The 24,261-nt window shown below is 47.3% G+C and carries 17 protein-coding genes and 1 riboswitch; of the genes, 5 read left to right on the forward strand and 12 right to left on the reverse strand.

The annotated features are described in order from the left end of the window. Positions 1-145: 145 nt before the first annotated feature. The 7 genes from metK to DWZ56_RS01645 form a co-directional block, all read right to left on the reverse strand. The gene (metK, locus tag DWZ56_RS01615; RefSeq protein WP_118554623.1) at positions 146-1,333 is read right to left on the reverse strand and encodes a methionine adenosyltransferase; all 1,188 of its coding nucleotides are present in this window, start codon (positions 1,331-1,333) and stop codon (positions 146-148) included. A 149-nt stretch (positions 1,334-1,482) separates the two neighbouring features. Further along, positions 1,483-1,580: riboswitch (SAM riboswitch) on the reverse strand. Between the two features lie 27 nt (positions 1,581-1,607). Next, positions 1,608-2,903 (reverse strand): UDP-N-acetylglucosamine 1-carboxyvinyltransferase, encoded by a 1,296-nt coding sequence (locus DWZ56_RS01620; protein ID WP_118554624.1) that lies wholly within the window; start codon positions 2,901-2,903, stop codon positions 1,608-1,610. 378 nt (positions 2,904-3,281) lie between these two features. Next, positions 3,282-5,828 (reverse strand): hypothetical protein, encoded by a 2,547-nt coding sequence (locus DWZ56_RS01625; RefSeq protein WP_147369371.1) that lies wholly within the window; start codon positions 5,826-5,828, stop codon positions 3,282-3,284. 253 nt (positions 5,829-6,081) lie between these two features. Beyond that, positions 6,082-6,615, reverse strand: coding sequence for a hypothetical protein (locus tag DWZ56_RS01630; RefSeq protein WP_118554626.1), 534 nt, complete (start codon positions 6,613-6,615; stop codon positions 6,082-6,084). A 158-nt stretch (positions 6,616-6,773) separates the two neighbouring features. Then, the gene (locus DWZ56_RS01635; RefSeq protein WP_118554627.1) at positions 6,774-7,529 is read right to left on the reverse strand and encodes a YwmB family TATA-box binding protein; all 756 of its coding nucleotides are present in this window, start codon (positions 7,527-7,529) and stop codon (positions 6,774-6,776) included. A gap of 96 nt (positions 7,530-7,625) precedes the next feature. Then, positions 7,626-9,356: a sensor histidine kinase gene (locus tag DWZ56_RS01640; RefSeq protein WP_158584396.1), complete on the reverse strand. Its 1,731-nt coding sequence runs from the start codon at positions 9,354-9,356 to the stop codon at positions 7,626-7,628. Continuing rightward, positions 9,337-10,089, reverse strand: coding sequence for a response regulator transcription factor (locus tag DWZ56_RS01645; protein WP_118554629.1), 753 nt, complete (start codon positions 10,087-10,089; stop codon positions 9,337-9,339). The genes DWZ56_RS01640 and DWZ56_RS01645 overlap by 20 nt, the downstream gene beginning before the upstream one ends. Before the next feature lie 244 nt (positions 10,090-10,333). Here DWZ56_RS01645 and DWZ56_RS01650 point away from each other — a divergent pair, with 244 nt between their 5' ends. The 5 genes from DWZ56_RS01650 (at position 10,334) to DWZ56_RS01670 (ending at position 16,540) form a co-directional block, all read left to right on the forward strand. Then, complete coding sequence (locus tag DWZ56_RS01650; protein WP_118554630.1) at positions 10,334-11,716, forward strand: ABC transporter substrate-binding protein; 1,383 nt, start codon at positions 10,334-10,336, stop codon at positions 11,714-11,716. Positions 11,717-11,815: 99 nt separating this feature from the next. Further along, entirely contained in the window at positions 11,816-12,727 is a 912-nt protein-coding gene (locus tag DWZ56_RS01655) for a carbohydrate ABC transporter permease (RefSeq protein WP_118554631.1), read from the forward strand. A gap of 1 nt (position 12,728) precedes the next feature. Further along, complete coding sequence (locus DWZ56_RS01660) at positions 12,729-13,577, forward strand: carbohydrate ABC transporter permease (RefSeq protein WP_118554632.1); 849 nt, start codon at positions 12,729-12,731, stop codon at positions 13,575-13,577. 330 nt (positions 13,578-13,907) lie between these two features. Then, positions 13,908-15,596: a hypothetical protein gene (locus tag DWZ56_RS01665; RefSeq protein ID WP_118554633.1), complete on the forward strand. Its 1,689-nt coding sequence runs from the start codon at positions 13,908-13,910 to the stop codon at positions 15,594-15,596. Continuing rightward, complete coding sequence (locus tag DWZ56_RS01670; RefSeq protein ID WP_118554634.1) at positions 15,578-16,540, forward strand: aldo/keto reductase; 963 nt, start codon at positions 15,578-15,580, stop codon at positions 16,538-16,540. Before DWZ56_RS01665 ends, DWZ56_RS01670 begins: the two co-directional genes overlap by 19 nt. A 92-nt stretch (positions 16,541-16,632) precedes the next feature. On the opposite strand, the gene DWZ56_RS01675 is transcribed toward DWZ56_RS01670, so the two are convergent. From DWZ56_RS01675 to DWZ56_RS01695, 5 genes are all read right to left on the reverse strand, one after another. Then, on the reverse strand, positions 16,633-18,342 hold the full coding sequence (locus DWZ56_RS01675) for an extracellular solute-binding protein (protein ID WP_118554635.1): 1,710 nt from the start codon (positions 18,340-18,342) through the stop codon (positions 16,633-16,635). Positions 18,343-18,614: 272 nt separating this feature from the next. Then, the gene (locus tag DWZ56_RS01680; RefSeq protein ID WP_199679535.1) at positions 18,615-19,526 is read right to left on the reverse strand and encodes a carbohydrate ABC transporter permease; all 912 of its coding nucleotides are present in this window, start codon (positions 19,524-19,526) and stop codon (positions 18,615-18,617) included. 35 nt (positions 19,527-19,561) lie between these two features. Next, the gene (locus tag DWZ56_RS01685; protein WP_243095015.1) at positions 19,562-20,509 is read right to left on the reverse strand and encodes an ABC transporter permease; all 948 of its coding nucleotides are present in this window, start codon (positions 20,507-20,509) and stop codon (positions 19,562-19,564) included. 19 nt (positions 20,510-20,528) lie between these two features. After that, entirely contained in the window at positions 20,529-22,823 is a 2,295-nt protein-coding gene (locus DWZ56_RS01690; RefSeq protein WP_330424815.1) for a glycoside hydrolase family 3 N-terminal domain-containing protein, read from the reverse strand. After that, positions 22,795-24,243, reverse strand: coding sequence for an L-fucose/L-arabinose isomerase family protein (locus DWZ56_RS01695; protein WP_118554637.1), 1,449 nt, complete (start codon positions 24,241-24,243; stop codon positions 22,795-22,797). The genes DWZ56_RS01690 and DWZ56_RS01695 overlap by 29 nt, the downstream gene beginning before the upstream one ends. Positions 24,244-24,261 lie beyond the last annotated feature (18 nt).

Here is a 24,261-nt window from a genome sequence, read left to right on the forward strand (position 1 = left end):
AATCAGCCGAAACAGCGCCTGAACTTTTCTTTAATAAATGTGGGCAGCTTTTGCTCTAAGGCAAATAAAAATCAGGTAAGAACGCCTCCCCGTGAGGTTCTTACCTGATTTCTGCACACCTTGATAAAAACGTAACAGTTTCTATTTATAAACAGCTTTTTAACATATCCACCTTATCCAGACGTTCCCAGGGAAGATCCAGGTCATTGCGGCCAAAATGACCGTAAGCCGCCGTCTGTTTATAGATGGGTCTGCGCAGGTTGAGCATTTTGATAATCCCTGCCGGGCGCAAGTCAAAGTGCTCGCGGATAATCTCCACCAGACGCTCGTCCGCTACTTTACCGGTACCGAAGGTATCCACCATGACGGATGTAGGCTGCGCCACGCCGATGGCATAGGACAGCTGGATCTCGCACTTGTCGGCCAGTCCCGCCGCCACAATATTTTTGGCCACATAGCGGGCTGCGTAGGCTGCGGATCTGTCCACCTTTGTGCAGTCCTTCCCGGAGAATGCCCCGCCGCCGTGACGGGCATATCCGCCGTAGGTATCCACAATGATTTTGCGGCCTGTCAGTCCGCTGTCACCCTGAGGCCCGCCGATCACAAAGCGGCCTGTAGGGTTGATGAAAAATTTGGTATTTTCATCAATCATTTCCGCCGGAAGGATCTCGTCAAATACATATTTCTTAATATCCGCATGGATCTGTTCCTGGGTCACCTGATCGTCGTGCTGTGTGGAAAGTACCACCGCGTCCAGTCGTGCCGGCCTGCCGTTCTCATCATATTCCACCGTCACTTGAGTCTTACCGTCCGGGCGAAGGTAGGAAAGAGTGCCGTTTTTGCGCACTTCGGTGAGTCTGCGGGCCAGCGTATGGGCCAGCCAGATCGGATAGGGCATGTACTCCTCTGTTTCATTGGTGGCAAATCCGAACATCATGCCCTGATCGCCGGCGCCGATGGCCTCGATTTCATCATCGGTCATCTTATTTTCCTTAGCTTCCAGCGCTTTGTTTACGCCCATGGCGATATCTCCGGACTGCTCGTCGATAGCAGTGATCACGCCGCAGGTCGTGGCATCAAAGCCGAATTTCGCTCTCGTATAGCCGATTTCAGCCACCGTATCCCGAACAACCTTCTGGATATCCACATATGCCTTCGTGGTGATCTCACCCATCACCATAACCAGACCCGTGGTCACACAGGTCTCGCAGGCAACACGGCTCATGGGATCCTGTTCCAGCAGTGCGTCCAGTATGGCGTCCGATATCTGGTCGCACATTTTATCGGGATGGCCTTCCGTTACTGACTCTGAAGTAAATAATCTTCTTTCCATTTGATAAACTTCCTCCTTGGTTTATTAATAGTATTGCTGATATGCGTATTTTTCTGATCCAAAACGGAGCATTTTTTGTTCAATAGGTCGCAATTTCCTATTGAATCATAAAAGGCCCGCAAAAAGCGGACCTGTTATTTCACAACGTCCTCTTATTGTTCGATTTCTCGCTCAGGTTGGCACCTTCCTCATAAGGGGTTGCCGTGACTTCACAGATCCTTTGTATCTCCATCACTCTGAATAAGAGTTTGCATATATTTAATTTTTAGCCGGCTCAGCCGATCTTCAGTTTGAATCTCTGGATGTCCTTATCATCGCTGACTCTCTCCAGCATCGCGCCCAGCGCCTGCAGCTTCTCATCAAAGCACTCATAACCGCGCTGGATAAATTCCACATCGTCCACTGTTGTGTATCCGTCCGCCGCCAGTCCCGCCAGCACCAGGGCTGCCCCTGCCCGCAGGTCCGGTGCGCTGACCTCTGCTCCGGTCAGATTCTGTACACCGTTGATCACCGCCACATTGCCCTCCACCTTGATGGTGGCGCCCATGCGTGACAGTTCATCCACATACTTAAACCTGTTCTCAAAAATACTCTCTGTTACGATGCTCGTTCCTTCCGCCAGCGCCAGCGCCACCGATATCTGCGGCTGCATATCCGTCGGGAATCCGGGATATGGGAGGGTTTTCACATGGGTATGAGTCAGCCTGGGCTTTCCTACCACGCGAACCGCATCGTCAAACTCCGATACCTCACAACCCATCTCGATCAGCTTGGCGCTGATTGCTTCCAGGTGCTTGGGTATCACATTCTTTACCATGATATCGCCTTTGGTAACTGCGGCCGCAAACATAAACGTACCGGCCTCTATCTGATCCGGAATAATGGAGTATTCCGTTCCATGCAGCTTTTCCACGCCGGTAATACGGATCACATCCGTGCCGGCTCCTTTTATCAAAGCGCCCATGCTGTTGAGCATGTTCGCCACATCTACAACATGAGGTTCCTTAGCGGCGTTTTCAATAATCGTTCTGCCTTCCGCCAGTGAAGCCGCCAGCATGATATTGATGGTAGCTCCCACCGATACCACATCCAGGAATATATGGCTCCCCACAAGCTGATCCACATCCACAGCCACCATGCCGCCCTGCTCGATACGGGCCTGTGCTCCCAGAGCGCGGAACCCCTTCAGATGCTGGTCTATGGGCCGGGTGCCGATATTGCATCCGCCGGGCAGAGCAACCTCCGCCTTCTTATACTTGCCGAGCAGCGCGCCGAGCAGATAATAGGATGCCCGGATCTTCCTGATATAATCGTAATTCACACAGATTGTATGAATCGTGCTGCCGATGATTCTGACTGTATGTCTATCGATCCTCTCAACGATCGCTCCGATTGCTCTGATTGCTTCCAGCAAAACATTGGTGTCGCGTACATCCGGCAGATTTTCTATAACGACCGGTTCGTCCGTCATAACCGCCGCCGCAAGTATACCCAGAGCCGCATTTTTAGCGCCTCCAACCACGACCTCCCCGACCAAAGGATTGCCGCCCTTCATAATATACTGTATCATTATGCACCTCTGCTATAGTTCAAACACTATTATTTCAAATGCGCCAAGCGCATTTTTTCTTCTTTCCCATATATCTTCCCTCAATCATTCTCTTATTATAACACAAGATTTTTATTTGTAAAATCATTTTTGTCCGGACAGAAACGGGCCGAAGCGGTCTGCCTGTTTCTGCATGCCCGCTCCGGCCCGTTTCACTGTTAAAATCGGTACAATTGTAGTTACATTTTAAAAGCTTTCCAAAAAATTGACCGGTCTCCAGAATTTCCTCCGGCGCTTACACCAAGCTTTCTGAAAAATGGCAAAATATTCGAACTTTAACAATTTACGATATTTTTCCACTTTTTTCATTCTTTTTCGGCCTCTTTGCCAGCAGCCAGATCAGCCGCTGTATCCTAAAAACCTGTTTCCGGAAAGTCTGAACATTTCTTCTGCTTCCGCGGCTTTCACAGATATACTCTTGCCCTGCATCGGATCAAACAGGTAGACATTGCTGTTGTCATAACCGACGATCAGGTAAGCGCCGTTCCCTTCTGTCATGGCCAACAGGGGCCTGCCCTGGCTTAGAAAATAATATACAACGGCGGTCAGATCACAGCCGGTCAGATCGTAGGTTCTGCCCGGCAGGGATTGTGTCAGGATTTCCAGCGGCGTTCTGCCCTCCGCAAGCAATCCTTTTACATCCACGCTGATATTTTCGTACTTGAGCATCACATCCACACAGGCCGCCAGACGACTGCTTTCATCCGCCGCTGTGGAGGTTGTGCTGACCGAAACACTGGCTCCGCTGCCTTTAAATCCTCTGCGCATCACATAATTTCCGCTGCCGTCCAGCACCAAGCCGATATCGTCATACACCATATTGACCGCCTCCGCCGCCGTCCTGCAGATCGCCTGCAGATCGCCTTTGGAATAAGCGTAATATGCCTGGTCCTCCTTGCCTGAATCTGCGAATGCCAGCAGATTGCTGTTCTCCAGTATGATCTTGGAGGGCGCTTTTTGCTGTATCCCGTTTTCACCGGCCGTACCGTTCACCTTGAGCAGATACACCCGCTTTTTCCAGCTTGTATCCTTTGTCTCCAGGCCATATACAGCGCTCTGGGGTACGGATTGATTCATGATGAGCGCATCCTCATCCGCAGCCGCAAATCCCTCCCCGGTCTTTACCGCCCTCATCAGGCGGATGCTGCCCGGCTCAATGCTGACCCCGGTCACATAGACGCCTCCAATCTCATAGTCAGTCTCGATCCCGCCATCCTCATTGATGATTTCAAGCTTATACATAGGAAATGTTCCGGCGGTCTCCACGTCCGCGGGCACATCCGACTGTCTGGCATAACCGCAGATAAAATCGTCGCCGCAAAATCCCAGCGCCTTTAAGTATTCACCCTCTCCGGCCGTAACCGTCTGCTTTTTCCCGCTGTCCAGATACATGACCTGCACGCTGGAAGCCGCATAGGGCTTCTCTCCTTCCTGCCAGGCGATCACACTGCGGTCGTCGCTGATCACCAGGGATTCCTCATTCACATAATCCACAACAACCAGGCACTCATTGCCCACAAAATCAATCGCATAAATGCTGTTATTGAGCATCAGATACAATAGACCGGTATCGCTGATATAGCTTAAAGTGCCGAGCTCTTCCTTCATAATAGAATACGGCTTTTCATAGGGCAGGTAAAACACCTCTTCCAGCGCATTCTCCTCGCTGTGGTAGCGGTAAAATACCAGCCCCACCTCTCCCTCATGGCTGCCCCGGTTCATATATCCATATACGATAAAATCCATATTGCCCTTATCATCGCTTCCCACCATCTGGATATCGTGCTGGCGGTAATCCGTACGCACACCGTCGTCATTTTCATCCCGAAAACTGAAGATCCTGGTCAGATCTCCTGTACTGCCCTGATAGCCCCAGAGCTCTCCGTTAAGCACGAACCGCTGCCATGATTCACTGCCGGTACCATCCACTTTGACAGAGCCGCTGCTTAAGATACCCAGATCAATATATCCGCCGGAAGAGGTAATCGTATCGGGCTCCAGCAGCTGGTCCATGCTGCGGTTAAAGGTCAGCAAATACCACTGTGACTGCGATTTCTGAAGGCAGTAGGTCTCCTCCACATCGTAGGTTCTCACAGTGCCGTCTTCATCCGCGGCTTTCACGCGGTAATTCAGCCGGATGGTCCCAATAGAGGAGCTGATATCCTTGACGGAGATCACAGGCTCTGTGATACGGCTGGGAGACAGTTTTCCCCAGACAATCTGGCTGTAGCTGGTGCGCAGACTGACATCGCCCAGCGTATCCTTGTCCTCCGTGGAATTTTTCATATAAACGGCCAGGGATTTAGCAGCCTCCTTATCCAGAGTCTTCAGGCTGAAATCCGTGACAAAATCGATCATCTCTGCGGTATGCAGGGAATCTGAGTACACTATATTGCCATAATAATAGACATTGCCCGAATCCCGGGTGGACACAATCAGCGTCAGCAGATATTCCGTATCCTCTTCCAGCAGATTCTGTATGGGCAGCACGGCCGTAATGCGGTCTTCCTGCGTATCCCAGGCCGTAAGCTGCGTGCTCTCCACCAGCCGCTTCGTATCCAGGCTGCGGATTTCATAAGAAATATTCACCACCTCACTCCCATAGCGGTCAATCAGCACTGTAAGGCGCCGGTCTTTTGGCAGAGGCGTGGTGGTGTCCTTCATATACTGGCCCTTCATCGGTGCGGTATATCCGTGCATGCGGTTGATTTCCCTGCCTTCAAATTCCATGTAAACCACCGGCAGCACTGCCTCCCCCATGGTCTCATAGGAAGCGGATATCTGCCGGTTCTCGTCCTTGCCAAGCAACACCAGTGCGGCCATTCCGGCCACGGTCGCCACAAAGATCAGAATCAAAACGACGATTTTTTTCCAAAGTTTTCTCATGCAATTCCTCTTTACCCCGGTGCCCCGGAGTGTCTGACTGATATAGTAAACGCCATAATCCATAGAATTATGACGTTATTTCGTGTACCTCCTGCCATGAAATACCTGCCATGGCTATATTATATTGTAAAGGGTGAACCCGGAAACCTCAACCTTAATTTTATTAACTTTTTCTGTCATGAAACCTTAATATTACTATTCACGGCTGCCCCGCCATTCGCGGGAAGTTACGGTAACTGTGAATAGTAACGCCCTAATAGAACCATGGGCGGCAGTTTCTGCGCAGACATCTCCGGCGGTATATTTCCTGCAGCAGCATGACTTCAACCGCATTCCTAAGCCACTGGTCCGGTCCCGGCCTCCCGCAATTTCTGCAGGCGGTGGTTTCCACATCGTCTTCCTCATCATCCACATCTGCCTGAGCTTCCAGGGTCTTCAGATTCTGATATACCCTGTCGCCCATGCGGCTGATGGCAAAGCGGTCGGGATATTCATCATACATGGGAGAGCCTTCATATTCGTGGCGGTCACATTCCTCTTCTACCGCTCTCTGTATCCTTTTCATATGCTCCGGATACATGCCTCTTAGATATTCCAGATCCGCTTCCGCTTCGTAGTCCATGCCGCCTTCATAGGGCGTCCACATGCCGCTGTAACCGACATTTCCGGCACTCTGCATGGCGGAAATCATATAGGGATCATCCGGTAAACCGTAATAAGCATCACAGGCCAGCGTTCTGGGTGCCTGATATCTGCCGAACATACCATAATTTTTATAGGAATCCATATGGCAAACTCCTTTATGCTTACTTTTATAGTAATATGGTATGCCCGGCAGAGGAATCCGTGTATGATGTTGATGTGTTAATGCGCTAATTTTCTCATTGTCTGAACCGCTATAAATTTTTCCAAAATTTTGACCGCCCAGGCAGCGGCACCGCGTTCTCAATAATCGTTCAGTAAAATTGGGCAGCCAAGATAAATAAATGTCCTGTCGGTCAGCTCGTCATAGGAAAACGCGATATTGATATTCACCCGCCTTCCGTTAATCAGCACGTAGTCCTTTACATTTTCCGTGTATCCATAGACGGTATAGAGTTCATCGGTGCGGTGCCCTTCCTGGACTTTCGCCCCCATCTTCTTCATCATCTCATCGGTGATCACATCTTTGGCGGCCAGATCCAGACGGCTGTCACAAATACCGGTCAGCTCCAGCGTCACCCTGCCGGCCAGCCGGTATTCCGAAAGCAGGTCCTCCATCAGTTTTTTATAGGGAAGGGCGCTGTCCAGATTCTGGTAGATTGTGAGCTTTGCGTAGAAATAGTTCTCCACCTCCACGTCGTGCTCCCCTTCCCTGTCCTCCACTGATACAAACCGCAGGGTCGTGCTGCCGTTTTTTCCGTCCTTTTTAAGCGACGTTTCCAGCCTGCCGCCATCCCGCACTTCGGACAGTTCATAACCCATCGTTATGCCAAGGTCCGCTGCAAAGGACTTTAGCAGTTCTTCTCTTTCTCCGGCCAGATAATAGCCGCTTCCGGCAGAGGAGCTGATTTCCAGAGTACACCTGGATTCGCTGTAGTCCACTCTGGAAAATGCGCTGATCACCTTATTTTCATCCTGGTTCTTCGCGGAACCTGACATCTGCATCAGTGCCAGCAGCCATAACAGCCCAACCAGGCCAAATACCACTTTTTTCGTCATTCTATTCACCTGCGCTTTTTATGCGCCGCATATATTTGAATTTGTTAAAAGTGTTGCCCGGTTTTCAGTGATTATTCACTGTGGATTGCATGCCCATCACAAAGGTATACTAAAGTACACCAACGTCCCCATACCCATTTTACTGCGGATATGAAGTTCGCTTTCCTCTGAATAGGCCAGCACCAGACGGTGACAGCAGTTCTGCAGGCCGATATGATCCGCCGTATATTCCACCTCCTGTGAATGGAAGTTTTCCCTTATCCTTTGAAGCCTCTCCTTTCCAATACCGCCGCCGTTGTCGCAGACCCTGATTTCCATTCCTGATCCGCGGCTCCGGACGGTTATCTTAATCTTTCCGCCGGACTCCCTGGACTTTACCCCGTGCACGATGGAATTTTCCACGATCGGCTGCAGGATCAGGCGCAAAACCATATTGGACAGCAGCATATCTTCCACATCCCACACCACCTGGAATCCGTTATCGTACCTGGCCTGCTGAATCCTTATATATTTGCGGCAGTTTTCGATTTCTTCCTTTAAACTGACCATCGAATCGCCGGATTCCAGTGAAAAGCGCATGATATCCGAGAGGTTTTCTACCATGCTGTTCGCCTGGGTCTGGCGCCCCGCCGTCAGGGAAAGGATCTCGTAGTTGATCGTCTGCAGCGTGTTATACAGGAAATGAGGATTGATCTGGTACTGCAGCGCCTGCAGCTGGGCCGTCTGAAGGCGGTATTTTCTCTCGGAAAGCTGCACCTGCAGATAGTTGTTTTCTATGAAGATACGTATAATATTGTGGAGTATCTGCGAATACATGTCCCGGTTATTATATTCCACCTGTGGCAGCGGCTGCTTTTTATCGGCATAATCAAACAGCGTCACCACTTGGTTCAGCTGGCGGTAGCTTTTCAGGGACAGGCCGTAAGCCAGGATAATGGTCACCACCGCAATCATGAGTGTGATCAGAATTGTAACCCTGGCATTCTGCATGGCAATGGAATACAGCGTGCCTTTCGGAACCGATGTTATGATATGAAGCCCATATTCCGGATAGTCAGCTGTCATGATAAAGCTGCCGCTATTTGCGCCTGCATTGATCCGGTCATTTAAAGCCGCAGCCTCCGCCTCCTGCAGGGCCGCGTTGTGCATCAGTATACGGCCGCTGTCATCCGTTATGATGACGGACTGATTCTCATAAAACATCATAGAATCATAGATCCGGCTGATATCTGCAGCGGAATAATTGACCGCGCTCCCTCCCGCAAAATTATGAAATTTGCAGAATACGGTTATGACTTCTCTGGGCTTCTCGAAACTGTAATCATTTTTGTTACGTTTCGTAATCCACTGCTCTTTCTCTCCATCCACCAGCATTTCAACCCACTCCCGGTCAGTCAGCGAATCCAGGAAGACAAAATTCATGGCCGAAGTATAGACTCTGTTAATGGAATTGGGCAGATAGATATATATGGAATCCGCAGCAGAATCGGAATTGACCACCGAGTTTATAAAAGCCGAAAAATGGCGGATGGAAATCATCTCCGGATACTGGATATCTCTGCTGTTCATCATGCGGCTTAAGCCGGAGGTAAGGCTGCTGCTCTCAATATAGACATTGACACCCTTGCTCTCTCCGGTCAGCCCGTCCAGATGATCTTCAACCAGATTCAGAGAATTTTCCATGCGCCTGCCGATGTCCTCGGATGCCTCCCTCCAGGACAGCCATACCATAACCGCTCCCAGCAGCAGAGTGGGCAGCACAAAAGCGCAGAAAAATGTCAGAAAGTTCTTCTTAACAAACTGTTTTTTAACATTGATCGTCTTCACCGCCAGCCCCCTTCCGCGACCTGTATTCCCTCGGTGCCGTGCCGTAAAAGCTGCGAAAGGCCCTCGTAAAATTCTTAGGATCGTCATAGCCGAGGCGTTCCGCGATCTGATAGGTTTTCAGCACCCCATCATCCAGCATCTTTCCGGCACAGGTCATCCTGGACTCCAGGATGAAATCCGAGAAATTTCTTCCTGTATACTGCTTGTAAAGGGCGGATAGATAGCTGGCGCTAAGTCCCACTCTGGCGGCCGCGCCCTTGAGCGTAGCGCAGCTTAGATTTTCCAGCACATAACGGTTCACCTTTTCAACTACTGACATATAATAACTGCCGCCCCGGTCCTCTTCCTCCCGGTGTTCCAGATCCAGTCTCACCCGTATCCTCTGAAACACGTCCAAAAGCTCCTGATATTTCACAGGTTTTAATATGTATTCGTATACGCCGTATTTGATCGCCTGTTTCGCATACTGAAAATCCGCGTAACCGCTTAAAAACACGATCACCGGTTCTTGTCTGTCATGATGCAGTTCCTTAGCAAGGCGGATCCCGTCCATCCCCGGCATGGAGATATCCGTCAGCACCACATCCAGAGATTCCTTCTGCAGATACTCCAGTATACCAAAACCGTTCTTTGCCCTGACTCTGATTTCAAATCCCATCTCAGCCCAGGGATAATACTCACAGAGCCCCGACAGCAGCCGGCTCTCGTCATCGGCTATTCCCAGCTTGTACATTCTACCCCCCCCATTTAAAATTACTGTAACTCCATACTATAATTTTCACTTATGCAAAACGTTTTGTCAACGGGCGGGGCTTTGGCAATCCGTCCCTGTTTTCGTAAAAAATGACACTTTTTCGTATTTGGCCGCACTGTTTTACCGATGTCCCACATGCTAAGATAAGGGTACAAAAGAAGCACACCGAAGTGTGCGCAGGTCATCAACCTTCGGTTGGTGACATTAAAAAAGGAGGGTTTATATGAAAATGAAACGAACGGTCAGTTTATTCTGCGCATTTCTGCTGGCTGCCGGCCTGATGGCAGGGTGCCAGCCAGTCAAAAAGGATGCGTCCGGAGAATCTACCACGGCAGCTGTCACATCCGCTGCCACCGAAGCGCAGGAAACCTCTGCCGCCGGTACCGCAGGACAGAAGGAGCCGGTAACCTTAAGATTTTCCTGGTGGGGAGGAGATACGCGCCATGAAGCCACCATAAAGGCCATCGAACTCTATATGGAAAAAAATCCGCATGTCACCATCGAATATGAATATATGGGCTTTGACTCCTATTATCAGAAGCTCCTGACACAGCTTTCGGGCGGGACACAGCCCGAGATCGTTTCGGTGGATTACAAATGGATCGGCGATCTGATCGCACAGGGCAAGCCTTTCCTCAACATGAACGAACTTCCGGATCAAATTGATCTGTCCAGTTTTGATACGGATTTCATCAATGAATACTGTGGACAGGACGGCTACCTGATCGGAGTGCCCTGCGGCATCAACGGCAGAGGCGCGCTCTACAATACAGAATTCTTCGAAAAATACGGTCTTACCACCGCAGACGACTGGAACTGGGACGATCTGCTGGCTGCCGGCAGCAAAGTTAACGAACAGGATGAAAACGCTCATCTGCTCTTTTTGACCAATGATGTGCTGGTCTATATCACCCGTGACCTCATTAAGCAGAAATACGGTGAAAATATGATCAATGACAGCTATGAACTGATCTGCACGCCGGAAGATCTGGTGGAATGCATGGATATGGTACTGCAGCTGGTGGAGACAGGCACTATGCCGCCTTTTGAAGAGAGCGTATTATATGAGACCGTATTTGCCGACCAGATCCCCAACTGGCTGGAAGGCAGCTGGGGCATGACGGTCTTAAGCGCCTCCAATCTGCCTTCCATCGTTTCCGCCTCTCCTTTTAAAATCGGGACTATGCGCTGGGTGGTGGCGGATGATGCTAAAGATTCTTCCATTACCATAGCTCCTACCATGATGCTGGCCATCCCAACCGCCTGCAAGTATCCGGAAGAGGCGGCGGCTTTCATCAACTGGTTCATGAACGACGAGGAGGCCATCCGCATCACAGGTGACACCAGAGGAATCCCGGCCAATAAGGACGCGCGCGCCATATTGGAGGAGGACGGTCTGATCTCTCCGGAAGTCTCTTCTATGCTGGAACAGGCCCTCGCAGACGGCGGCAGCCCGGAAAACGGCCCCACCTTAAACTCCGAATGCGCAGCGATTATCAGCGACTACTCCCACAAAGTCGGATATAAGGAGCTGACGCCCGAGGAAGCCGGACAGAAACTGTACGACGATCTCGTCTATACGCTGGAACAGTTAAAAAAGCAGTAAGAAATTCTTTGTCCCGCTTTGGAAATGGTCCGCAGTCCGGACCATTTCTGGCTTAATAAGCGGCGGCTTATGCACTGCGGAAAATCGAGGTAACATATTATGAAGAAATCAACCGGCAGATCTGTCCGAAGGTATAGGAAGAGGGATTATGCGGCATTCATTTTTATCTCCCCGTGGATCATCGGATTTCTGGTATTCCAGGCCTATCCCTTTCTGTCCTCTTTTGTGTATTCCTTTACGGACCTGTCTATGCTGAAGCCTTATAAATTCATAGGTTTGTATAACTTCAAGGAAATATTCACCCATGATCAGACATTTATACAGTCCCTCAAGGTAACCGTCGTCTATGTGCTGATCTCCGTACCGCTGAAGCTCACATTCGCCCTCTTCATCGCGATGCTGCTGAACCTGAAGGTAAAGGGAATCGGTGTGTTTAAAACGCTCTATTATCTCCCCTCCATCCTGGGCGGCAGCGTAGGAATCGCTATTTTATGGAGATTTCTCTTTAATAAAAACGGATTCATTAATCAGCTGATCGGAAGGCTTGGAATGCCTGCGGTAGACTGGCTGGGAAGCCCCGATATCTCACTGATCACCATCAGTCTGCTGGCTGTCTGGCAGTTCGGCTCGTCCATGATCCTGTTTCTGGCCGCACTCAAGCAGATACCGCAGGAACTCTACGAGGCCGCCCAGGTAGACGGTTCCGGCAGGGTGAGGATGTTTTTCAAGATCACCGTACCGATGATCACGCCCATCATTCTCTTTAATATCGTGATGCAGATGATCAACGCATTTCAGGAATTCGCGGCCCCCTTCCTCATAACTAAAGGCGGACCGTTAAAAGCGACCTATCTCTACGGGCTCATGCTGTACGACAACGCGTTCACCTATCTCAAGATGGGCTACGCATCCGCGCTTTCCTGGATCATGTTTGTCATCATTTTGATTCTTACCGCGCTGATTTTTAAATCATCCGCGTACTGGACTTTCTATCAGGACGGAGGGAAATAAGATGAAATTGAGAAAATGGAAGAAGGCCGGCAGGTTCCTGAACTACCTGTTCCTAACCGCGCTGGCAGTCATCATGATCTATCCTCTGTTCTGGCTCGCTGGATCCGCCTTTAAGGACAACAACGAAATCATCACTTCCTTAAGCATTTTCCCCAGGGAATGGAAGTTCAGTTCCTTCGTGCAGGGGTGGAAGGGAAATGGAAAATACACTTACCTCGTATTTTTCAAAAACACTTTTCTCCTGGTGGTTCCCACCGTATTTTTTACGGTATTCTCCAGCCTGCTGGTATCCTATGGGTTCGCACGGTTTCGCTTTCCTTTAAAAAAGCTGCTGTTCGCCCTCGTGATTTCCACGCTCCTCCTGCCGGAACAGACGCTTCTCGTTCCCAGGTATCTGATCTTTAACCGGCTGGGCTGGCTGGACAGCTACCGTCCGTTTATCGTGCCGGCTATGTTTGCCACTTATCCGTTCTTTATCTACATGATGATTCAGTTCATACGCGGAATTCCGACAGAGCTGGATGAATCGGCCAGAATCGACGGCTGCGGCGCCTTCGGAATCTTCTCCAGGATCATACTGCCGCTGTCCAAGCCGGCCATGTTCTCCGTCACGATCTTTCAGTTCGTATGGCGATGGAATGACTTTTTTAACCCGCTGATCTATATCAACAGTGTAAAAAAATATCCGGTATCCCTGGCGCTTAGGATGTCGTTAGATGTGGCGGATACCGTGCACTGGGACCAGCTGATGGCGATGTCGTTGGTTACGATGCTGCCGCCGGTGCTGCTGTATATCTTCGCACAGAAGTATTTTGTGGAAGGGATCGCTACTACCGGACTCAAGGGGTGAAGGGGCATGTAAGATGGGGGGTGCGAAAAGTCCGCCGGGGAGTGGCGGCGGTATCCCTCATTGGGACACGCTCTCGCTCTGTGAAGCGCGCAGCGGTACTAACGTCACAAAGGACGTGACGTAAGGACCGGCGGGCTTCAAAGGATCCCTATGAGGGATACCGCCGCCACTCCCCGGCTGGGTTATCGAATGTTCGGCGATCTTATATGCCTGAGGAGAAATAAGTCGTAGAAGGCGGGGTATGTGTTGGGGGAATATAATCAGTTGGGGATGAGTTTGAAGGCTACTAGTTTGGAAATGGATTTTATTATTAATAATTTGGAGGGTATTATGCGGAAATTTGAGTTTAGAGGATATGAGATTCACAGTTCCAGGATGTGGCAGATGGCGCAGGTGGATCTGGCGCTGGAGTTTATGAAGGAGGAAGGGCTAAATGCTCTGATTTTTCATCAGAATGATCTGGTGGATCAGATGGTGTTTCCGGAGAAGTATTATGATAACGATGTGATGTGGGAAAGATGGCCGGTGAGAAGACAGGGAGTGCTGTATCAGCGGGATTATCTGAATGGGGTTATACGGAAGGCAAAGGCTCTGGGGATCGGGTTTTATCCGGAAATTAAGGAGATCTATACGGTAGAGTCAATTTTTGAGCTGAAACCGGATCTTCGAAACGCGGATGGGACAGTGTGTCCGAACCATCCGTTCTGGACGGAATTTCTGGACGCCAAGTTTACCGAGCTGTTTTTAGTCTATCCGGATGTATCCGGTGTGATTGTCAGTCTGGGCACCAGGGAGAGCCCGGTATCCATTGCGGCTAACCGCTGCCACTGTGAGCGCTGCCGCAATACCAGGGATCTGGATTGGTATGTGAATGTGCTCACCGCAATGTACCGGCCGATCGCCGCTGCGGGGAAGGTGCTGATTGTGAGGGATTTCGCCTATACGGCAGAGCAGCAGAGCCTGATGATCCAGGCCTGTGAACAAGTGTCGGATGATATCATTATCGCTCTGAAAGCTCAGCCCCATGACTATTATCCCACATTTCCTACAAATCCCGAGATCGGGCATACGGGGAAACTTAGGGAGTACATAGAGTTTGATACCTGGGGACAGTATTTTGGCATGGGCGTATCACCGATGAGTCTGGTGGAGGATATGAAGGAACGGCTGGAAATCTGCTATGAGAAGGGGGCTGCCGGCGCATGGTTCCGCACGGATTGGGAACTGGTGCATGACGCTTCCGTCCACTGCTCGCCCAGCATGGTAAACCTCTATGCCGGTGCCATGCTGACCTGGGACCTGGATACGGAAACGAATGAAATCTATCGAAGATGGGTGTCAAAAGGTCTGTACTCCCCGCTTAAGACTGCTTCCTGCCTGCAGAAGAATGAAGTTCCGGCCAATCCGGAAGCCTGGAAAAAGCTTAAGGATTTCATGAAGGCATCCTGGGAGGCATTCGCTAAAGCCGCGTATATACGCGGGCATCAATATCTGGAAAGCGACCAGCCGCCTTATACCATAGATAAGGCTTTTGAGATAATGACGGTCATTCATTCCAGGGATGACTGGGATCCGGGCGCATCTTCCAGGGTATCTGTGACCCCGGATAATATGGAGTTTATTTTCCGCGAAAAGAAAGAAGCGATCTCCCAAACAGAGGCTTTATATGATATACTGGATATAAATTCTCTTGGGGTTTCGGACAGCTTTGCTGCGGATATGAAGGCTGCCATTGACTGCATGGTGCTGTTTGCCCGGTTCTGTGATATCACAACGAGGGCGATGTATCTCACCGTTTATGCGGAACAGACGCGCTATGAAGACGATCTGAAGGCCGCAGAGGGCACTTTGGATGAGCTCTACGGCATCGCACGGCAGATTGAGGACGCCTTTGACGGAACGTTTTATCCCTATTATCTCTATTCAAGGCTTCACCCCTTAAGAATCCGGCGCTTCGCAGAAGATGTGGCGCGCAGGCTGAAATTGAAGGAGGAGAAGGTATGCAGTACACTTTATTGAACAACACGGATCTGAAAGTATCCAAAATCTGTCTTGGTACGGTGAAGTACGGCACCGATATGCCGGAAAAACAGGCATGCAGACAGATGGAACAGTTTTTGGAATCAGGAGCTAATTTTATTGATACCGCCCACGTCTATGGAGACTGGGAACCTGGCGAACAGGCAAAAAGCGAGCATGTGATCGGACGTTTTCTGAAATCGTCCGGACGCAGACACGATGTGATCTTAAGCACGAAAGGGGCTCATCCCAGGCTGGATACCATGTCCGTTTCCAGGGTGACGCCTGACGATATCCGCACCGACATCGATGAGAGCCTTAAGGCGCTGCAGACCGATTATATCGATCTCTATTTTCTGCATAGAGACAATGCCGGCATCCCTGCCGGGAATCTGCTGGGTGTACTGGAGGAGGCCAGGGCAAAGGGCAAGCTGCGCTGGTACGGATGCTCCAACTGGAGCCTTCCCCGCATCCGCGAGGCGGATCGGGCGGCGGCCGATAACGGGTTCACTGGCTTTGTCTGCAATCAGCTGATGTGGAGCCTGGCCGATATCAACGCAGAAGCCGTGACGGATAAAACGCTGAACATGATGGATATGCCCACCTACGAATACCATCTCCAGACCGGGAAAAATGCGATGGCCTATACTTCCGCAGCCCACGGGTATTTGAGCAAGAGGATTGCCGGAACGCAGATTGGCACAACCGTCCGCGCGCTCTACGACAATGAGGAAAATGAAACGATCCTGTCCCTGATTCGGGAGTCCGGGCTGCCCGTTGGAGAGGTTTCCTTCGCATATCTGATGGCGCAGGATTTTCCGACGGTGCCCATCGTCACGTTCCGCACTGAAGAACAGCTGGAAGAGGGAATCCGCAGCTGTGAACTGAAACTGCCGGAGACGCTGCTGGACGGCATACGGCAGGTTAAGAGACACAGCCTGTAGACTCAAATAGTGGGCAGACACATAGCCAAGTCTGTCCACTATTTTTAATTCCGTAAGCACAGAGTCTGTATCGGTAAAAGTTTCATAAAAGTTTATTTCCTTGCTATATCTACTCTATTCTGCATAATATCAAGTATTGTCTGATAGCCAATTTTTTCTATTTCTTTCATATAATCATTCCAGTCATCATCATTATGGATGTCACGAATACCTAAGATAAATTTGGTCCTAGCTTCATCGATATATGTAACTAAAGTTGCATTTACTTCACTCATTCTTTTAGCGTCTTCCACATTGTAGAAGTATGATTTCATATAATTCTTCTCAGCGGGAGCATATGGAAAATATAACTGGCTGGCTTCCGCGAATACTCTTTCCGGCTCATATTCATCCTCAGATCTTGCCACATAATTCATAAACTTGTCCGGACAGCCTAAGTTATGGCCTGCCCGTACATTATTAGGATCTCCGGAATAGAGATCAATCAAAATTTCTATTTTAGCTGCTTCTCCATTTAGGCCAATAGTCCCCTCTGCCGGCTTTTGCCAGTGAACTCCTTCCACACCGTATTTATTTCTAATTGAAATATCTTCACTATACCAATAGTCCAACCATTTAAATGCCGCTTCAGGATTCTCGCAGGCGCTTGTAATTGCGGAGTAACTGCCTGTACCGATTGACCAAATACGGGTTTTTGTCAACTGCACTCCTTCCGGACCTTTTAGCGGCGGCAATGCTACATATTCTTTAAACCGATCGGTTCCCGGTGTTACCGCCATGGAAGATGCCGTTGATGGGAAGCAGCCAACTATACCTTCTTCCTTTTCCACCAATTGCTTCAGCTGAGCATTATCCTGGGTATAGGTGGATGAATCCAGCAGTCCGGCTTCTGACAGACTATTCAAGTATATAAGTGCTTCTCTATATTCATCCTGTGCATAACTGGCTTGTACTTTACCGTTATCATCAATATAATACATGTTGTCATTATCGTAAGGTAAAAATGCATTTGACAGGAATATCTCCGGCAAACTGTCCCATCCGCCTTTTGTAGCACCTATCAGAGGAATTTCATCCATTTTTCCATTTCCGTTTGGGTCTTTCTCTTTAAATGCCTGCAGGACTTCCTTAAATTCGTCTGTAGTAGTCGGCATTTCCAGCCCCAAATTATCTAACCATGTCTGATTAATCCACATCTTTCCGCCAATTGCGCTGTGTTCGGCCTGTTCCACTTTTTCGCCAACAGGTAAGAAATATGGAATACCAACAATCCGGCCATCCGGCAGCGTTAATGACTCCCTTGCATGTTCTCTTTCCTCCAAGAGGGGTTCAAAGTAAGCGCTCTGTGTTTCCAGATAATCATTAATTGGCACAAACATATTTTTTTCAGAGTAAGTACTAATCAAGTCTGATGTCAGACATGAAATAAAGATATCCGGCATATCCTGGCCGCTGGATAACATCAGATTTATCTTCTGAGTAATATCATCTGCAGGAATCACTATATAATTTGCCTTAATTCCGGTTTTCTCTTCCATATAGTTGATTAGAAGGTTATTCTCATAATCTGATATTTGCGGATTACTTTTTACCACAACATCCAACTCAATCGGTTCAGATGCAATCGGTAACTCACCCTTTGCAGATACCTGCACAGTTGTATCCTGGCTTTGACTCTTATCTGCTGTCTCTGTTGCCGAAATTTTCTGAGTAATTTCTGAGCTTTGAATCCCACACGCACTTAAGGATACAATCAAACTTGTAACAGCAATACATCTTACTAGCCTTTTCATAGCTCTCATCGCGTTCCCTCCAATTCTGATTAGTTTTAGTATCGGGCTGCGGTATAAACAATGTTTATGACTCCGGATTTTCACACATTATTTTAAACCGCTCCCACTTTGCAAAATTACGTGCTGCAAGTACATCTTATTCGCTTTGTCATAATTAGAAAAGTGTAAATCTCTCATATAACATTGAAAAATACCGAAATGACTGCTATTTTACACCACATATGCGCATTTTACACTCCCCTGTCTGTTCAATCTCCTTGTTGTGTCAGAATAAATAAACGTTATCCCTTTACAGCTCCCGTTAAAGTCCCTTTCGCAAAATGCTTAGAAATAAACGGATAAGCTGCGACTAGTGGAACGCTGGAAACTACAATAAGCGAATATTTCAACAAATCTGCCATTCCCTGCTTTGCCAGCATCTCCTTCGCATCCATCATACTCTCAGCAGTAACGGTATTCATAATGAGGATATCCCTAAGTGCCATAGATAGAGGAAGCTTATCCGGATCCGTTATATAGAGGAATGCATCAAAGTACGCATTCCAATGTACGACAGCATAGTATAATGCAAGGACGGCTAATATGGGTTTGGACAATGGGAGCACTATATTTTTTATAAATTTAAAATAATTGCAGCCATCAATTTGGGCCGCTTCAAACAGTTCCTCTGGCACATTATTCTCAAAGAAATTTTTTGCTATCGTCAGATTAAAGATATTAATCGCATTAGGAAGCATCATAACTAACCGTGAATTCAGAAGCCCTAAATTATTCATAAGCATATAAGTCGGAATCATTCCACCGCTGAATATCATAGTAAAAGTAAAAAGCATAATAAATATCTTTCTAAAAGGAAGATTTTTACGTGACAGTGGATATGCAGCCATAACGGTAAATACTAAGTTAATACAAGTTCCGAGCACCGTATAAAATATTGTATTTCCATATCCCACCAGGACTTTAGACTGCTTGAAGACCTCAGTATATCCTTTCAACGAAAAATCTACCGGCAGCAAAAACACATTGCCGGCTGACACCGCTCTCGCGTCGCTGAATGATGCGCTGATCACATGTAATAATGGTATTGCTACGACTAAAAGTGCGAATAACAAAAATATGTTATTGAAAATGTAAAAAAAAGTGTCACTATTCAATTTTTTCATATGTATTTTTGTTTCTAATTGATTTTTCATATTTGTTCTCCCTTGCTATGTTCTTTGCAATACCATTAGAACAAACTTGTCTTACTAAGCTTTTGTGTAATCTTATTCACAGATAATACCAAAATTAAATTAATTACCGAATTAAACATACCAACAGTCGTAGCCAGAGGAATATCGGGGACGGACGAAGACAGGCCTATGTAATAAGTAAAGGTAGCTAAGATTTCTGAAGAATCCTTGTTTAAATTATTTTGAAGCAAAAACACTTTTTCAAATCCCAGATTCATAATATTGCCTGCATTTAAAATTAACATTATAGACGCTGTCGGCAATATACAGGGAATATCAATATAAAGCATCCTTTTAAACCTGCTTGCACCATCAAGCATAGCAGCTTCGTGCAAATCGTTATCCACAGCAGATAATGCCGCAAGATAAACTATCGTCCCCCATCCACAATTCTGCCACACGCCACTCCATACATAAATATGTCTAAACCAATTACTATCTGCCATCAAATCCTTTGGTGTACCACCCAGTGCCGTAACCAGATTTGGAAGCAACCCTATCTTGGGATTTAAGAGCTGCATGATAATACCGACAAGCACTACAGTTGAGATAAAGTAAGGCATATAGGTGACTGTCTGAACTACTTTACTAAATTTCTTTCTTTTGCAGCAATTTAATGCCAACGCTAAAATAATGGGAAACGGAAATGATGCCATTAAATAATAAAAGCTTAAAGTTAATGTATTTTTAATTACTCTGCCGCATTGATAATGGCTGAAAAATTTTTTAAAATTATCTAATCCGACCCATGGGCTTCCTAAGATTCCTTTCTGGATATCGTAATCCGTAAAAGCCATAAGCAGTCCATACATGGGCCCATATTTAAAAAGAATTAACCAAACCAATGGTATAGCAAGGAGAATTAATAGTTGATATGTTTGTTTCAATTTCTTTTTCATATTTTTCATTCTAAAATCTTTATTTTTTGCTATTCCCTGTCTCATCTTTTCCTCACTGTACTACTTACTTGATTTTCACTGTAGTTTCTTCTGTTCCTGCCATCAAAAGGACTTCTCCTTGCTCAATGACAAAATTCATGTGCAGATCCCACACTCCCAGTTCTTCCATGCCAAGATATAGATTCACAGTTTTTGTTTCTCCCGGAAGCAAATAAATCTTCTCAAATCCTTTTAATTCTTTTACTCTTCTGGTGACACAAGATTGAATATCCTTTACATACAGCAGCACCGCTTCTTTTGCGGGGACTGTTCCTGTATTGGTCACATCTATTGTCACACTGATTTTCCCTCCTCTTTCCAGCTCTTTTCGACTGATATGATCTGCCTTTAAATTGGTGTAGGAAAATGTGCTATAGCTCAATCCATATCCAAAGGAATAGGACGGTTCCGGTGACATATCTGTAAAATTTCTATGCCCCTTGTGGTTATAATAAACTGGCAGCTGACCTGAACTTTTAGGAATGGATACGCTTAAACGTCCGCTCGGACAAACCTCACCAGCAAGAATTCTCGCAACAGCAAGGCCTCCCATTTCGCCCGGATACCAGACCTGAAGCAGCGCATTTGCGGGTTTCGCCCAATCCAACGAGAATGGACGGCCACTGATGTTTAAAACAATGACCGGTTTTCCCACTTTAAAGATCGCTTCCGCCAGTTCTCTTTGTACCTGGCCAATATTGAGCTCTGCAATATCCCTGCCTTCTCCTGTATCCACTTCCGTATTATAGTGTACAATTTCTGCTGCACCGTTCTTTCCATATGCCACTTCCGGATTTCTAGCACTGCTGCCGCCTAATGCCAGAATTACTGCATCTGACATTTCTGCTGCTTTTACCGCCGCCTCCAATTCTTCTCTGGTTCCGCTTCTGATTCCGCAGCCTTTTTCATAAATAATTCTGGAATCACTAAAGACTTCTCGTATTCCATCCAGAATGGTGTACACATCCTCTTCCTTCTTCCATGAAGTAAAATCACCTAACAAATTATATATATCATGAGCATTAGGTCCAATCACTGCTATAGTTCCGGTATCTTTACCCAGTGGCAGCAGCTGTTCTTTGTTCTCCAACAGTACTACCGATTCCTCCGCCAGCTGCAGATTAATGCCTTTCATACGGTCATCACCAAAAACTTTCTCTGCTAAATCTTCCGGAGTATATGGATTTTCAAACAGGCCCAGCAGGAATTTCACGTACAAAACATGCCGTACAGCAGTATCAATATCATCCTCTTTTACTTTTCCGTGTTCCACCGCGTCCTGCAGCGCAAGAAATGACTGATTCCAGAGATTTAAATCAATACCGGCATTTAAAGCCGCAGCGCCTGCATTTTCATAACCGCCATATTGTGCCTCTGACATATCTATGGCACAGCCATCCGACATTACAATTCCCTGGAAACCATATTCTCCTCGGATAATATCTTTCAGAAGCTTTTCATTCATATGACACGGAACACCGTCAATATCGTTATAGGCCGCCATACATCCCAGCGCTCCGGCACGTACGCCTGCTTTCATGCCCTGCAGATGGATCTCACGCATTTCCCGCTCTCCGATATTGCTGCAAATACCGCTGTGTGCTCCAATAGGATTTCCAAAACCGCACAGATGCTTTAATACGGCAATTATTTTATTACTGCTTTTCAGCTCATCCGGATCTTCTCCCTGAAAACCACGCACCACATTTTCACACATGCGGGCTGCCAGATAAGGATCTTCGCCAAAGGATTCCTCTGACCTTCCCCAACGGGGTTCCTGTAATATATCCAGACATGACACCAATCCCAGGGTACATCCTCTTGCACGGATCTGCGCCGCAATACATTTTGCCGCTTCCTGATACAACTGCGGATTAAATGTAGAACCGATTCCTACATTGACAGGTATGGAAGTACCATCCAAGGCTTCATGTCCGTGAGGGCATTCTTCACTGATTAATGCCGGAATTCCGAGTCTGGTATGTTCCAGTAAATATTTCTGCAACATATTAATCACTTTTGCGCTGTCTTTAGCAGATACTCCCGGAAATTCCTTTATGTTCCATCCGTCTGCCCGGAAAGGAGCATAGATTGCCCCCACACCGTCTCCATAGGCTACTTCTTCCCGAAATATATCAGTTATTTCAAATCCGGAATCCGTTATTTTGTATCCTTCCCATCCATATATTTTCTGGTTCAGCTGACCCACTTTTTCCCGGAGCGTCATCCGTTTAAGTAAATCTTCGACTCTGGATTGAATCGGCTGCATACTGTCTTTATAAATTTCCATATTACCTATCCTCTTTCTCTGGAGTTCCATGTATCAAATAATATTCTATTTCTTCTTTGCCGGGCGTTACCGGATCCGGAGTAAGTCCGGGAATATATTTACAAGCTTCATACAATACAGCCGAGATCTTTCCGTAAACGCAGGCGCAGTGATGTACATAGGGGCCGGTTACCAATTTATGTTCCCAGGCCTCCCAGTCCGGTGTTTCCAGCCAGACATATGTGCCCAATGTTTTTGGTCCGTCTACTGCTTTTCCTTCTCCCAGGAACAAAGAATAATTTCCATTATCTCCATCAAATCTGCAGACAGTAATATCTCCTTTTTTCAGTTCCCAATCTGCGGTACCCGGTTTATGAGTAGGGAAAACAAAATGTCTGTCTGCTTTGGCCTCGTCTGGTTTTTTCGCAAGCGTATAGGGGAAATTTCCGCAATGCCACAAGAGTTCTGCGTTATCGTTGCAGGGATGTCTTACTGTCAAATCAGCAAAGAAAACCGGGGAAGTACATAAAAGTGCCTCCTGAACCATAATGGCAGATATTGCTCCGTGAATATCCGTTTCACAAACGCAGGGAATTCCTTCCTCAAAAAGAAGTCCATTTGACAGACATGGCATAATACCAATCTCTTCCTGCATTTGTGTCCAGCACTGAATGCAGACTGCCGAGCAATCCAGCTCCGCACAATATTTTTTTATCACACTGTTCAAGGCCGCCACAGTCTCCAACCCATCTGACTTATCAAATACGGAACAGTCAATTCTCTGCAGCTTTTCTTTTGCTTCTGCATAATAACCGCCTTTTACCTCTTTTTCCTGTTTCACCTTGCCTATTAATTCTGACATATTAAGGGGAACTATCTCTATTCCGAATTTTTCCAGCAGTTCTCCTTCATTTACAATCATAGTCCAAAACGGAGCCGGTCTTGTAGAAATCTGCAAAATCCGAATTTTCCTGAATGCTTTTACCACTGCACACACTGCCAAAAAATCGGAAAGTCCCTCGGTAAAACGGGAATCTTCCATAGAGCAGTTTACCAGATATGTAAACGGCACATGAAATCTCCTTAACACCTTTCCCGTAGCAAATAGTCCACACTGTGTATCACGGCTTCTTACCCCGTTTTCCAATGGCGCATCATCTCTGGGGCCCCAGATTAATACCGGTTTGCCAACCTGCTTCGCCACTTTTGCAACAAGATATTCCGTACCAAAATTGGTATGCGGGCAGAAAATTCCGTCTACATTGGCATCTTTGAATTTTTTAACGACAGGCGCCACATGCTCTTCTTCAAACAACAGTCCTTCTTCATTAATATCCTCAATATCAACAATTTCCACATCAAAATTTTTTAATTTTTCCAGAAGCAGATTTTTATATCGAATCGCCTCTTCTGTTGAAAAAATTTCCCTTCTTGTTGATGCTACTCCTAATACAACTTTTCTTTTTTGCATAATAACTCCTTTCTGTGT

This window comes from Lachnotalea sp. AF33-28 (assembly GCF_003477885.1).
Taxonomy (GTDB): Bacteria; Bacillota; Clostridia; order Lachnospirales; family Lachnospiraceae; genus AF33-28.

Bases quoted from the DNA above. Each gene is read 5' to 3' on its own strand.
- DWZ56_RS01630 (WP_118554626.1), bottom strand. From the start codon at position 6,615: ATGGATTCCTATAAAAATTATGGTATGTTCGGCAGATATCAGGCACCC.
- DWZ56_RS01660 (WP_118554632.1), top strand. From the start codon at position 12,729: ATGAAATTGAGAAAATGGAAGAAGGCCGGCAGGTTCCTGAACTACCTG.
- DWZ56_RS01665 (WP_118554633.1), top strand. From the start codon at position 13,908: ATGCGGAAATTTGAGTTTAGAGGATATGAGATTCACAGTTCCAGGATG.
- metK (WP_118554623.1), bottom strand. From the start codon at position 1,333: ATGGAAAGAAGATTATTTACTTCAGAGTCAGTAACGGAAGGCCATCCC.
- DWZ56_RS01680 (WP_199679535.1), bottom strand. From the start codon at position 19,526: ATGAAAAATCAATTAGAAACAAAAATACATATGAAAAAATTGAATAGT.
- DWZ56_RS01650 (WP_118554630.1), top strand. From the start codon at position 10,334: ATGAAAATGAAACGAACGGTCAGTTTATTCTGCGCATTTCTGCTGGCT.
- DWZ56_RS01690 (WP_330424815.1), bottom strand. From the start codon at position 22,823: ATGGAACTCCAGAGAAAGAGGATAGGTAATATGGAAATTTATAAAGAC.
- DWZ56_RS01620 (WP_118554624.1), bottom strand. From the start codon at position 2,903: ATGATACAGTATATTATGAAGGGCGGCAATCCTTTGGTCGGGGAGGTC.
- DWZ56_RS01675 (WP_118554635.1), bottom strand. From the start codon at position 18,342: ATGAGAGCTATGAAAAGGCTAGTAAGATGTATTGCTGTTACAAGTTTG.
- DWZ56_RS01645 (WP_118554629.1), bottom strand. From the start codon at position 10,089: ATGTACAAGCTGGGAATAGCCGATGACGAGAGCCGGCTGCTGTCGGGG.
- DWZ56_RS01695 (WP_118554637.1), bottom strand. From the start codon at position 24,243: ATGCAAAAAAGAAAAGTTGTATTAGGAGTAGCATCAACAAGAAGGGAA.
- DWZ56_RS01670 (WP_118554634.1), top strand. From the start codon at position 15,578: ATGCAGTACACTTTATTGAACAACACGGATCTGAAAGTATCCAAAATC.
- DWZ56_RS01655 (WP_118554631.1), top strand. From the start codon at position 11,816: ATGAAGAAATCAACCGGCAGATCTGTCCGAAGGTATAGGAAGAGGGAT.
- DWZ56_RS01685 (WP_243095015.1), bottom strand. From the start codon at position 20,509: ATGAGACAGGGAATAGCAAAAAATAAAGATTTTAGAATGAAAAATATG.
- DWZ56_RS01635 (WP_118554627.1), bottom strand. From the start codon at position 7,529: ATGACGAAAAAAGTGGTATTTGGCCTGGTTGGGCTGTTATGGCTGCTG.
- DWZ56_RS01625 (WP_147369371.1), bottom strand. From the start codon at position 5,828: ATGAGAAAACTTTGGAAAAAAATCGTCGTTTTGATTCTGATCTTTGTG.